Source organism: Streptomyces bobili, from assembly GCF_002154575.1.
GTDB classification, from domain to species: Bacteria; Actinomycetota; Actinomycetes; order Streptomycetales; family Streptomycetaceae; genus Streptomyces; species Streptomyces bobili.
Window position 1 is genome coordinate 16,937 of the sequence record NZ_MUBA01000135.1, and the last position, 11,953, is coordinate 28,889.

The following is an 11,953-nucleotide window of genomic DNA, read 5'->3' on the forward strand; positions in this document are numbered from 1 at the left end:
CGCCGGAGGCCTACGCGTCGTAGGTGTCCGCCTTCTTCGGTGTCAGGTCCTGGACCGCCCCGCTGAGGGCCGACGAGCGTGAGCTGAACTTCTCGGTGTCCACGTCGTGCTCCTTGAGCACCCGCAGTGCGGCCGAGTGCACCACCCGCAGCACCGGTGTCGCCGCGCGCAGCGCGTCGTCGGCCATGAAGCGGTGCCGCCACGGCTGGTCGGCCCAGGAGTGCCGCAGGCCGAAGGGCTCGGGGAGGCCGATGGAGCCGCCGAGCCAGTTCAGCAGCGGCGGGTACCAGCTGATCGTGGCGCGCGCGGCCACCCGTACCACCTCGTCGGTGGTGACCAGGGGCAGGCTGATCTTGCGGGTCTCCCAGAACCGGACGGTCTTGGCGACCTCCTTGGTGGGGGCCTCGGGCTTGCTGGTGAACAGGGAGTTCACCGGGCCCAGCGCATGGCCGGTGACCTCGATGCGCAGCGTCTCGTGCAGCACGGTCACGGTGATCAGCATGGTGATGATCAACTGGCCGTCCCACAGCGGCCACTGGACGCCGAGGTAGTGCCGGTCGCCGCCGCCGAACTGCTGGTTGTTGCAGATGTCCTCCACGGCCCGCGGCTTGACCTGGTACGCCTCCACGTCGGTGCCCTCAGGCCGGGCCACCGCCTTGGCGTTCTCGCCGACCGGCGTGACGATCCAGTGCCGTACCGAAGGAGGCGGGAAACCGCCGGTCTTCAGGCTCTGCCGGTGCAGTAGCTGGAGCTGGTCGTGGATGGCCCGTACGACGGTCCAGCTGCGGAACTCGTGGACGCCCTTGACGGGGTCGATCGGGGTCAGTTCCTCCGCGAGGTGCCAGGCGCCCCAGCGGGTGCCCATGCCGAGTATCCCCTTCGGGCCGGCGTAGAAGACGGAGTTGGACTGCTGTTCGGCGCTGAGCCGGGCCAGCGACTGGCGCAGCTGCTCGGCCGCCGTCTGGCTGGGGCTGGTCGGCACCGCCTCGGGGACCTTGGCGCCGACGCTGGTGCCGGACAGCAGGCTGTCCCAGCGCTCGCGCAGGTCCTTCGCCGTGCCCTCGCAGATCCGCTTGGCCAGGAACCAGCCGGCCACCGGGGCGACGACCGCACCGCGCGCGTACCACCCGGCCGGGCCGGAGAACGGCATGCGGAGCAGGAAGAGCGCGGCGAGGGCGCCGACGGCCACGAGCAGACCGGTGGCCAGTCCGGAGACCCGCTTGTTGTCCGCCTTGACCATGGTGGCCCGGAGCTGGAAGACCAGCAGCCACACCAGGAGGCCCGGCAGGAACAGCACACCGCACAGCACCATGACGCCGGTGAGCTTCCGGTCGCGCTCGCGGCGGATCCGGTTGGCGGCCAGGCAGTGCTCGACGACCGCCTGCGGGTCGCTGCCGAACGACTGGATGAGCGGCTTGCGGCCGACGCCCAGCATGCGGTCGATCACCGCCTGGGAGAACGCCTCGCCGAGGTTGGGCCGGAAGATCTTGGCCCAGCCGCGGCCGGTGTCGACCGTCGACTGATGCCATTCGTTGTCGGCCTTCTTGATGTCCTCGACGGGGTTGTCCCGGTAGGCGGCCGAGGCCAGCGCGACGGTCGGCGTCTGCCCGCCGTCGCCCTGCTGGGGCACCTGTGGTCCGAAGAAGTCCGCGTAACCGCTGCCCACGGTCATTCCCGCCCCCGATCGCCGCCACTGTCGCTTCTGCGGCCTTCCCGACTTCCGTACTCCGCACACCTGTTGATCAGGTCATCAGCGTATATCCAGGCACGGACATCCGTCGGCGGACGGCCGAAGCCGCCCGCCGGATCGGAGGCACACGTTCCACACCGGCCACTTGAGGGTGTCCGCTCCCCAATCCCTAGCCGTCCCGCTCCTGTTGGCGGATCCGTTCGGCCACCTGTGCCGGCATCGGTTCGTGCCGGGCGTACGCGCGGTGGAAGCGGGCCGTGCCGTGCGAGAGGGAACGCAGGTCGACCGCGTACCGGCCGATCTCGATCTCGGGCACCTCGGCGCGCACCAGCGTGCGACCGCCGCTCGTCTGCTCGGTGCCCAGCACCCGGCCGCGCCGGCCCGACAGGTCGCTCATCACGGCGCCCACGTACTCGTCGCCGACCAGCACGCTCACCTCGGCCACCGGCTCCAGCAGATGGATCCTCGCGTCCGCGGCGGCCTCTCGCAGGGCGAGCGCTCCGGCCGTCTGGAACGCGGCGTCGGAGGAGTCCACCGAGTGCGCCTTGCCGTCGAGGAGGGTCACGCGGACGTCGACGAGGGGATGACCGGCGGCGACGCCCTTGGCGGCCTGCGCCCGTACGCCCTTCTCGACGGAGGGGATGAACTGGCGCGGCACCGCGCCGCCCACGACCTTGTCCACGAACTCGATGCCCGAACCGCCCGGCAGGGGCTCCACCTCGATCTCGCAGATGGCGAACTGACCGTGCCCGCCCGACTGTTTGACGTGCCGCCCGCGCCCGGACGACCTCGCGGCGAACGTCTCCCGCAGGGAGACCTTGTGCGGGACGACGTCGACCTGCACGCCGTAACGCGTGCGCAGCCGCTCCAGGGCGACGTCCGCGTGGGCCTCGCCCAGGCACCAGAGCACCACCTGGTGGGTGCCCTGGTTCTGCTCCAGCCGCATCGTCGGGTCCTCGGCGACCAGCCGGGAGAGCCCCTGCGAGAGCTTGTCCTCGTCGGCCTTGCTGTGTGCCTGGATGGCCAGCGGCAGCAGCGGGTCGGGCATCTGCCACGGTTCCATCAGCAGCGGGTCGTCCTTGGCGGAGAGTGTGTCGCCGGTCTCCGCGCGGGTCAGCTTCGCCACGCACGCGAGGTCGCCCGCGATGCAGTGCGTCAGCGCCCGCTGCTGCTTGCCGAAGGGCGCGGACAGGGCGCCGACGCGCTCGTCGACGTCGTGGTCCTCGTGGCCGCGGTCGGTGAGCCCGTGCCCGGAGACGTGGACGGTCTGGTCGGGGCGCAGGGTGCCGGAGAACACGCGGACCAGGGAGACCCGGCCGACGTAGGGGTCGGAGGCCGTCTTCACGACCTCCGCGACCAGCGGCCCGTCCGGATCGCACAGGTCCAGCGCGCGCGGCTCGCCGCCGACCGTGGTGACGCGGGGCGCCTCGCGCTCCAGCGGTGTCGGGAAACCGCGGGTGACCAGTTCGAGCAGTTCCACGGTGCCGATGCCCTGCCGGGCGCCCTCGGCGGCCGGGGCCGCGGCCAGGACGGGGAAGAAGGTGCCGCGTGCCACGGCCCGTTCCAGATCGCCGATCAGCGTCTTCACGTCGATCTGCTCGCCGCCGAGATAGCGGTCCATGAGGGTCTCGTCCTCGCTCTCGGCGATGATCCCCTCGATCAGCCGGTTGCGGGCCTCCTCGATCCCGGGCAGCTCGTCCTCGCCCGGCTCGGACTCCTTGCGCTCGCCGGAGGCGTAGTCGAACAGCTTCCGCGACAGCAGCCCGGTCAGTCCCGTCACGGGCGCGTGCCCGTCCGGCGCCTGCGGGCCGTGCAGCGGCAGGTACAGCGGCAGTACGGCGTCGGGGTCGTCGCCGCCGAAGGCCCGTGCGCAGATGCTCGTCATCTCCTCGAAGTCCGCGCGCGCGGACTCCAGATGCGTGACGACGATCGCGCGTGGCATGCCGACGGCCGCGCACTCGTCCCACACCATGCGCGTCGAGCCGTCCACGCCGTCCGAGGCCGAGACGACGAAGAGGGCCGCGTCCGCCGCGCGCAGACCGGCCCTGAGTTCCCCGACGAAGTCGGCGTATCCGGGGGTGTCGAGGAGGTTGATCTTGATGCCGTCCCATTCGACGGGCACCAGGGAGAGTTGCACCGAACGTTGCTGCCGGTGCTCGATGTCGTCGTAGTCGGAGACGGTGCCGCCGTCCTCCACGCGGCCCGCCCGGTTCACCGCTCCCGCTGTCAGCGCGAGAGCCTCCACCAATGTCGTTTTGCCCGATCCGGAGTGGCCGACCAGCACCACATTCCGTACGGACGCGGGGTGGTCGGCCGCCGTAGCCCTGCCGGCGGCTCCGGTGTGTGTGTTCGCCTTGTCGCCCATTTGTCTGCCTCCCGTGCACGGTGAGGTCATCGGGGCGCGGACACGGCGGCTCCGCGTGCGGTGGCGGCTCCGGCGACGCCCGCGGTCCTTCGAGCTTTCCACTCCCGTCACGGTGCGTCCATACGAAGGACGCGACGAGGCCATGAACCCGGCCGGGCACGGGCCCGCCCGCGACGACGCCGCGGCCCCCGAGCGGCCCGGCCGTGACACCGGCCCCGGGTGCCCGACGGCCGCGCACCCACGCGCGTGGCTACGATGGGCCAGCCGGTGGCCAGCAGGGGCCGCGCGGCCATACAACCTTCGGGAAGGCCATGCTGAACAAGTACGCGCGTGCATTCTTCACGCGTGTCCTCACACCGTTCGCCGCGTTTCTCATCCGCCGGGGCGTGAGCCCCGACACGGTCACGCTGCTCGGCACCGCCGGCGTGGTCGCGGGCGCGCTGGTCTTCTACCCCATGGGCGAGTTCTTCTGGGGCACGGTCGTGATCACGCTGTTCGTGTTCTCCGACCTCGTCGACGGCAACATGGCCCGCCAGCTCGGCCGCTCCAGCCGCTGGGGGGCCTTTCTGGACTCCACGCTCGACCGGGTCGCCGACGGCGCGATCTTCGGCGGCTTCGCCCTCTGGTACGCGGGCCACGGCGACGACAACATCCTGTGCGCCGTCTCGATCTTCTGCCTGGCCAGCGGCCAGGTCGTGTCGTACACCAAGGCGCGCGGCGAGTCGATCGGGCTGCCGGTCGCCGTCAACGGGCTCGTCGAGCGCGCCGAGCGGCTCGTGGTGTCGCTCGTCGCGGCCGGGCTCGCGGGCCTGCACGCGTTCGGCGTGCCGGGCATCCAGTACCTGCTGCCGGTCGCCCTGTGGCTCGTCGCCGTCGGAAGCGTCGTCACGCTGATCCAGCGGGTCGTCACCGTCCGGCGCGAGGCGGCGGAGGCCGACGCGGCGACCCCGACCGGCCGGCAGGGCTCCGAGGGACGTGAGACGGCCCAGTGAGCGCACGTGACCAGCTGACCGACGGGCTGTACGGGCTCGGCTGGAGCACCGTCAAGAAGCTCCCCGAGCCGGTGGCCACCCGCCTCGGCCGCTCCGTCGCCGACCTCGCCTGGAAGCGGCGCGGCAATGGCGTCCAGCGGCTGGAGAGCAACTACGCGCGCGTGGTGCCGGACGCGGGCCCCGAGCGGCTGGCCGAACTGTCGCGCGCGGGCATGCGCTCCTACCTGCGCTACTGGATGGAGTCCTTCCGCCTCCCCTCCTGGAGCCCGGAGCGGATCGCGTCCGGGTTCGAGCCCAAGGACCTGCACCACCTGACCGACGGCCTCGCGGCCGGCAAGGGCGTCGTCCTCGCGCTGCCGCACCTGGCCAACTGGGACCTCGCCGGCGCCTGGGTCACCACGAAACTGCGGACCCCGTTCACCACGGTCGCCGAGCGGCTCAAGCCCGAGACGCTCTACGACCGTTTCGTCGCCTACCGCGAGGGCCTCGGCATGGAAGTGCTCCCGCACAGCGGCGGCACCGCCTTCGGCACCCTCGCCCGGCGGCTGCGCGAGGGCGGCCTGGTCTGCCTGGTCGCCGACCGCGACCTGTCCGCGTCCGGCGTCGAGGTCGAGTTCTTCGGCGCCACCGCGCGCATGCCCGCCGGACCGGCCCTGCTCGCCCAGCAGACGGGCGCGCTGCTGCTCCCCGTGACGCTCTGGTACGACGAATCGCCCGTCATGCGGGGCCGCATCCATCCTCCGATCCATGTACCCGGGTCAGGCACGCGGGCCGAACAGACGTCTGTCATGACACAGGCGCTGGCCGACGCCTTCGCCACGGGTATCGCCGACCATCCGGAGGACTGGCACATGCTCCAGCGACTGTGGCTCGCCGATCTCGACCCCGCGAAGGGACCCTCGTGAGAATCGGCATCGTCTGCCCCTACTCCTGGGACGTGCCCGGCGGCGTCCAGTTCCACATCCGCGACCTCGCCGAGTACTTCATCCGGCTCGGCCACGAGGTGTCCGTCCTCGCCCCCGCCGACGACGACACCCCGCTGCCGCCGTACGTCGTCTCGGCCGGCCGTGCCGTCCCGGTGCCCTACAACGGCTCGGTGGCCCGGCTCAACTTCGGTTTCCTCAGCGCCGCCCGGGTACGCCGCTGGCTGCACGACGGCGCCTTCGACGTGGTCCACATCCACGAGCCGACCTCGCCCTCCCTCGGGCTGCTGACCTGCTGGGCGGCGCAGGGACCGATCGTGGCGACCTTCCACACGTCGAACCCGCGCTCGCGCGCGATGATCGCCGCCTACGCGATCCTCCAGGCCGCCCTGGAGAAGATCAGCGCGCGCATCGCGGTGAGCGAGTACGCCCGCCGCACCCTGGTGGAACATCTCGGCGGGGACGCCGTGGTCATCCCCAACGGCGTCGACGTCGACTTCTTCGCCCGCGCCGAGCCCAACCCCGAGTGGCAGGGCGGGACGATCGGTTTCGTCGGCCGCATCGACGAGCCCCGCAAGGGTCTGCCGGTGCTGATGGCCGCCCTGCCGAAGATCTTCGCCGCGTGCCCCGAAGCGCGCCTGCTGGTGGCCGGCCGCGGCGACGAGAAGGAGGCCGTCGAGAACCTCCCGAAGGAGCTGCGCTCGCGCGTGGAGTTCCTCGGCATGGTCAGCGACGAGGACAAGGCCCGCTTCCTGCGCAGCATCGACCTGTACGTCGCTCCCAACACCGGCGGCGAGAGCTTCGGCATCATCCTGGTCGAGGCCATGTCCGCCGGGGCCCCGGTGCTCGCCTCCGACCTGGACGCCTTCGCCCAGGTGCTGGACCAGGGCGGCGCCGGCGACCTGTTCGCCAACGAGGACCCGGAGGCGCTGGCCGAGGCGGCCGTACGGCTGCTCCGCGACCCCGAGCGGCGGGCAGGCCTGCGCGAACGCGGCAGCGCCCATGTCCGGCGCTTCGACTGGTCGACGGTCGGCGCGGACATCCTGTCCGTGTACGAGACGGTGACGGCCGGCGCCGCGGCGGTCGCCGCGGACGACGGAGGCTCTCCGGGTCTGCGGGCACGGTTCGGCCTGGCGCGGGACTGACGCGGGGCGGGTGTGACCGCACCGGCCGGGTGGTCGGGCCTCGTCCGCAGCCGTGAGGGCGTCGTCGTGCGCGGGGCCTGAGGGCGGCGGCCCGCGGGAGGCAGCCCGGCCCGCATCGCGGAGCGGCTAGCCTTTCGGCCCGTGACCGCAACCCTCATCTGGATCCTCGTCGTCCTCGTCGCCATCGGCCTCTACCTGAGCTGGACGGCGGGCCGCCTGGACCGGCTGCACGCCCGGATCGACGCCGCCCGCGCCGCCCTGGACGCGCAACTGCTGCGCAGGGCGTCCGTCGCCCAGGAACTGGCCACCTCGGGCGTGCTCGACCCGGCTGCCTCGATCGTGCTGTACGAGGCCGCGCACGCCGCCCGGCAGGCCGAGGAGGAGCAGCGGGAGGTCGCCGAGAGCGACCTGAGCCAGGCACTGCGCGCGGTGTTCGCGGACGTACAGCAGCTGGAGGCCGTCCGTGAGGCGCCGGGCGGAGAGGCCGCGGCGCACGAGCTGACGGAGACCGTCCTGCGGGTCCCCATGGCCCGCCGCTTCCACAACGACGCGGTGGGCGGGGCCCGCAGGCTGCGCGAACACCGCAAGGTGCGCTGGTTCAGGCTGGCCGGCCATGCCCCGTTCCCGATGGCCTTCGAGATGGACGACGAGCCGCCCGCCGTCCTCATGGACCGTTCGCGGTCGTGAGCGCTCCGGGAGGCGGGGGCACGTTCCGGGAGGCGTGGGCACGCTCCGGAAACCCAAAAGGATCCACCGGCTTCCCATTGGCCCTTGCTGTGGACTGGTCCACTCACGTTTCCTCAGTGCGGTAGAAAGCCCTCTTTCCCTTCAGTGAGGTCAACCCGTGTCCAGCACCCAGAACCAGGCCCCCGAGACCGGCACCGCACGCGTGAAGCGCGGCATGGCCGAGCAGCTCAAGGGCGGCGTGATCATGGACGTCGTCAACGCGGAGCAGGCGAAGATCGCCGAGGACGCGGGCGCCGTCGCCGTCATGGCCCTGGAGCGGGTTCCCGCCGACATCCGCAAGGACGGCGGCGTGGCCCGGATGTCGGACCCGAACATGATCGAGGAGATCATCGAGGCGGTCTCCATCCCGGTCATGGCCAAGTCCCGCATCGGCCACTTCGTCGAGGCCCAGGTCCTGCAGTCCCTCGGCGTGGACTACATCGACGAGTCCGAGGTCCTCACCCCGGCCGACGAGGTCAACCACAGCGACAAGTTCGCCTTCACCACGCCGTTCGTCTGCGGCGCCACCAACCTGGGCGAGGCCCTGCGCCGCATCGCCGAGGGCGCCGCGATGATCCGCTCCAAGGGCGAGGCCGGCACCGGCAACGTCGTCGAGGCGGTCCGCCACCTGCGCCAGATCAAGAACGAGATCGCCAGGCTCCGCGGCTACGACAACAACGAGCTGTACGCCGCCGCCAAGGACCTGCGCGCCCCGTACGAGCTGGTCAAGGAGGTCGCCGAGCTGGGCAAGCTGCCGGTCGTGCTGTTCTCCGCCGGTGGCGTGGCCACCCCCGCCGACGCCGCCCTGATGCGCCAGCTCGGCGCTGAGGGTGTCTTCGTCGGCTCCGGCATCTTCAAGTCCGGCGACCCGGCCAAGCGCGCCGCCGCCATCGTGAAGGCGACCACCTTCTACGACGACCCGAAGATCATCGCGGACGCGTCCCGCAACCTCGGCGAGGCCATGGTCGGCATCAACTGCGACACCCTCCCCGAGACCGAGCGCTACGCCAACCGCGGCTGGTAGTCACATGACCGACGCACCTGTCATCGGCGTCCTGGCCCTCCAGGGCGACGTACGGGAGCACCTCATCGCCCTGGCCGCGGCCGACGCCGTGGCCAGGCCGGTCAGGCGCCCCGAGGAACTCGCCGAGATCGACGGCCTGGTCATCCCCGGCGGCGAGTCCACCACCATCTCCAAGCTGGCCGTCCTCTTCGGCGTACTGGAGCCCCTCCGTGAACGCGTGCGGGGCGGCCTGCCCGTCTACGGCACCTGCGCCGGCCTGATCCTGCTCGCCGACAAGATCCTCGACCCGCGCTCGGGCCAGGAGACGATCGGCGGCATCGACATGATCGTGCGCCGCAACGCCTTCGGACGGCAGAACGAGTCCTTCGAAGCGGCCGTCGACATCAAGGGCGTCGACGGCGATCCTGTGGAGGGCGTCTTCATCCGGGCCCCCTGGGTGGAGTCCGTCGGTGCCCGCACCGAGGTGCTGGCCGAGCACGAGGGCCACATCGTCGCCGTCCGTCAGGGAAACGCGCTCGCCACGTCGTTCCACCCGGAGCTGACGGGCGACCACCGGGTCCACTCCCTGTTCGTGGACATGGTGCGCGCCAACCGGGCACCGGAGTCCTTGTAGGATCTCTGGCGTTCACGCAGAGATGGGTTACGCGAAGGAGACAGGCAGATGTCCGGCCACTCTAAATGGGCCACGACGAAGCACAAGAAGGCCGTGATCGATGCCAAGCGCGGCAAGCTCTTCGCGAAGCTGATCAAGAACATCGAGGTCGCGGCGCGCATGGGCGGCGTCGACATCGACGGCAATCCGACGCTCTACGACGCCATCCAGAAGGCGAAGAAGTCGTCGGTCCCGAACAAGAACATCGACTCCGCGGTCAAGCGCGGCGGTGGCCTTGAGGCCGGCGGTGCCGACTACGAGACGATCATGTACGAGGGTTACGGCCCGAACGGCGTCGCGGTGCTCATCGAGTGCCTCACCGACAACCGCAACCGTGCCGCCTCCGACGTCCGCGTCGCCATGACCCGCAACGGCGGCTCCATGGCCGACCCGGGTTCGGTGTCGTACCTGTTCAACCGCAAGGGCGTCGTCATCGTCCCCAAGGGCGAACTGACGGAGGACGACGTGCTCGGCGCCGTCCTGGACGCCGGTGCCGAGGAGGTCAACGACCTCGGGGAGTCCTTCGAGGTCATCAGCGAGGCCACCGACCTGGTCGCGGTCCGCACCGCCCTCCAGGACGCGGGCGTCGACTACGACTCCGCCGACGCCAACTTCGTCCCGACCATGCAGGTCGAGCTGGACGAGGACGGTGCCCGGAAGATCTTCAAGCTGATCGACGCGCTCGAGGACAGCGACGACGTGCAGAACGTCTTCGCCAACTTCGACGTCAGCGACGAGGTCATGGAGAAGGTCGACGCGTAGCGCTGCCGCGAACTGAGCGGATTCGTCGGGCCGGTGGGACACGTCCTACCGGCCCGACGTCGTTGTCGGTGGCAGCGGATAGCCTGGCGGGCGTCAGAGATCATGAGGGGAGGGCACGTGCGCGTACTCGGGGTGGACCCCGGCCTCACGCGATGCGGGGTGGGCGTCGTCGAGGGCGTCGCGGGCCGGCCGCTCACGATGCTCGGCGTCGGTGTCGTCCGCACGCCCGCGGACGCCGAGTTGGGGCAGCGCCTCGTCGCCGTCGAGCAGGGCATCGAGCAGTGGCTGGACGAGTACCGGCCCGAATTCGTGGCCGTGGAGCGGGTGTTCAGCCAGCACAACGTGAGCACGGTCATGGGCACCGCCCAGGCCAGCGCCGTCGCCATGCTGTGCGCCGCCCGCCGCGGCATCCCCGTCGCCCTGCACACCCCCAGCGAGGTCAAGGCGGCCGTCACCGGCAGTGGCCGCGCCGACAAGGCCCAGGTCGGCGCCATGGTGACCCGCCTGCTGCGGCTGAGCGCGCCGCCCAAGCCCGCCGACGCCGCCGACGCCCTCGCCCTCGCCATCTGTCACATCTGGCGCGCACCCACGCTGAACCGACTCCAGCAGGCCGTCGCCCTGCACACATCGAAAGGCCGTACGGGATGATCGCCTTCGTGAGCGGACCGGTCGCCGCCCTCGCCCCTGACTCCGCGGTGGTCGAGGTGGGCGGCATCGGCATCGCCGTCCAGTGCACGCCGAACACGCTCTCCGGCCTGCGCATGGGCCGGCCCGCGAGACTGGCCACCTCCCTGGTCGTCCGGGAGGACTCCCTCACCCTGTACGGCTTCGCCGACGACGACGAGCGCCAGGTCTTCGAGCTGCTCCAGACCGCGAGCGGGGTCGGCCCGCGCCTCGCCCAGGCCATGCTGGCGGTCCACGCGCCGGACACCCTGCGCAGGGCCGTCGCCACCGGTGACGAGAAGGCCCTCATCGCCGTCCCCGGCATCGGCAAGAAGGGCGCCCAGAAACTCCTGCTGGAGCTGAAGGGCCGTCTCGGCGAACCGGTCGGCGCCCCCGCGGTGGGCAGGCCCGTCACCCAGGGCTGGCGCGACCAGCTCCACGCGGCCCTGATCGGCCTCGGCTACGCGACCCGCGAGGCCGAGGAGGCCGTGACCGCGGTCGCACCGCAGGCCGAGGCCGCCGGGGGCACACCCCAGGTCGGCTCGCTCCTGAAGGCGGCGCTGCAGACCCTCAACCGAGCCCGCTGACCCCCTACATCCCCGAGGCACACCAATGAACTGGGACGACCCGACCGACGCGACCGCCGACGAGGGGCCCGCCGGCTCCGCCGCGGAGCGGCTGGTGGGCTCTGTCGCCGACGGCGAGGACCAGGCCGTCGAGGCGGCCCTGCGCCCCAAGGACCTGGGCGAGTTCATCGGCCAGGAGAAGGTCCGCGAGCAGCTCGACCTCGTCCTGCGGGCCGCACGCGCGCGCGGCGCGACCGCCGACCACGTGCTGCTCTCCGGTGCCCCCGGCCTCGGCAAGACCACCCTCTCGATGATCATCGCCGCCGAGATGGGCGCCCCGATCCGCATCACCAGCGGCCCCGCCATCCAGCACGCGGGCGACCTCGCCGCCATCCTCTCCTCCCTCCAGGAGGGCGAGGTCCTCTTCCTCGACGAGATCCACCGC

General features: G+C 71.6%; 12 protein-coding genes. 10 read left to right on the top strand and 2 right to left on the bottom strand.

Annotated elements, in window-relative coordinates:
- Positions 1 to 10: 10 nt before the first annotated feature.
- Positions 11 to 1,672 (bottom strand): hypothetical protein, encoded by a 1,662-nt coding sequence (locus BZL64_RS12280; protein ID WP_086769003.1) that lies wholly within the window; start codon positions 1,670 to 1,672, stop codon positions 11 to 13.
- A gap of 187 nt (positions 1,673 to 1,859) precedes the next feature.
- The gene (locus BZL64_RS12285; protein WP_086769006.1) at positions 1,860 to 4,055 is read right to left on the bottom strand and encodes an elongation factor G-like protein EF-G2; all 2,196 of its coding nucleotides are present in this window, start codon (positions 4,053 to 4,055) and stop codon (positions 1,860 to 1,862) included.
- Between the two features lie 311 nt (positions 4,056 to 4,366).
- On the opposite strand from BZL64_RS12285, the gene pgsA reads away from it, so the two are divergent.
- The 10 genes from pgsA to BZL64_RS12335 all read left to right on the top strand — a co-directional run.
- A complete protein-coding gene (pgsA, locus tag BZL64_RS12290) occupies positions 4,367 to 5,047 on the top strand; it encodes a phosphatidylinositol phosphate synthase (RefSeq protein ID WP_086769008.1) in 681 nt (226 codons plus the stop codon).
- Positions 5,044 to 5,952: a phosphatidylinositol mannoside acyltransferase gene (locus BZL64_RS12295; protein ID WP_086769010.1), complete on the top strand. Its 909-nt coding sequence runs from the start codon at positions 5,044 to 5,046 to the stop codon at positions 5,950 to 5,952. The genes pgsA and BZL64_RS12295 overlap by 4 nt, the downstream gene beginning before the upstream one ends.
- Positions 5,949 to 7,115, top strand: a complete 1,167-nt coding sequence (locus tag BZL64_RS12300) for a glycosyltransferase family 4 protein (RefSeq protein WP_086769012.1) — start codon at positions 5,949 to 5,951, stop codon at positions 7,113 to 7,115. The genes BZL64_RS12295 and BZL64_RS12300 overlap by 4 nt, the downstream gene beginning before the upstream one ends.
- 141 nt (positions 7,116 to 7,256) lie before the next feature.
- Positions 7,257 to 7,802 carry a LemA family protein gene (locus tag BZL64_RS12305; RefSeq protein WP_086769014.1) on the top strand — a complete coding sequence of 182 codons (546 nt, stop codon included), beginning with the start codon at positions 7,257 to 7,259 and terminating at the stop codon, positions 7,800 to 7,802.
- 157 nt (positions 7,803 to 7,959) lie between these two features.
- Positions 7,960 to 8,865 (top strand): pyridoxal 5'-phosphate synthase lyase subunit PdxS, encoded by a 906-nt coding sequence (pdxS, locus tag BZL64_RS12310; protein ID WP_073493637.1) that lies wholly within the window; start codon positions 7,960 to 7,962, stop codon positions 8,863 to 8,865.
- A 4-nt stretch (positions 8,866 to 8,869) separates the two neighbouring features.
- On the top strand, positions 8,870 to 9,478 hold the full coding sequence (gene pdxT, locus BZL64_RS12315; protein ID WP_086769016.1) for a pyridoxal 5'-phosphate synthase glutaminase subunit PdxT: 609 nt from the start codon (positions 8,870 to 8,872) through the stop codon (positions 9,476 to 9,478).
- 48 nt (positions 9,479 to 9,526) lie between these two features.
- The gene (locus BZL64_RS12320; RefSeq protein ID WP_086769018.1) at positions 9,527 to 10,279 is read left to right on the top strand and encodes a YebC/PmpR family DNA-binding transcriptional regulator; all 753 of its coding nucleotides are present in this window, start codon (positions 9,527 to 9,529) and stop codon (positions 10,277 to 10,279) included.
- 117 nt (positions 10,280 to 10,396) lie between these two features.
- Positions 10,397 to 10,927 carry a crossover junction endodeoxyribonuclease RuvC gene (ruvC, locus tag BZL64_RS12325; RefSeq protein WP_086769022.1) on the top strand — a complete coding sequence of 177 codons (531 nt, stop codon included), beginning with the start codon at positions 10,397 to 10,399 and terminating at the stop codon, positions 10,925 to 10,927.
- Positions 10,924 to 11,529 (top strand): Holliday junction branch migration protein RuvA, encoded by a 606-nt coding sequence (ruvA, locus tag BZL64_RS12330; RefSeq protein ID WP_086769024.1) that lies wholly within the window; start codon positions 10,924 to 10,926, stop codon positions 11,527 to 11,529. The genes ruvC and ruvA overlap by 4 nt, the downstream gene beginning before the upstream one ends.
- A gap of 25 nt (positions 11,530 to 11,554) precedes the next feature.
- A partial coding sequence (locus BZL64_RS12335) for an AAA family ATPase (protein WP_143663098.1) occupies positions 11,555 to 11,953 on the top strand: 399 nt, incomplete at its 3' end.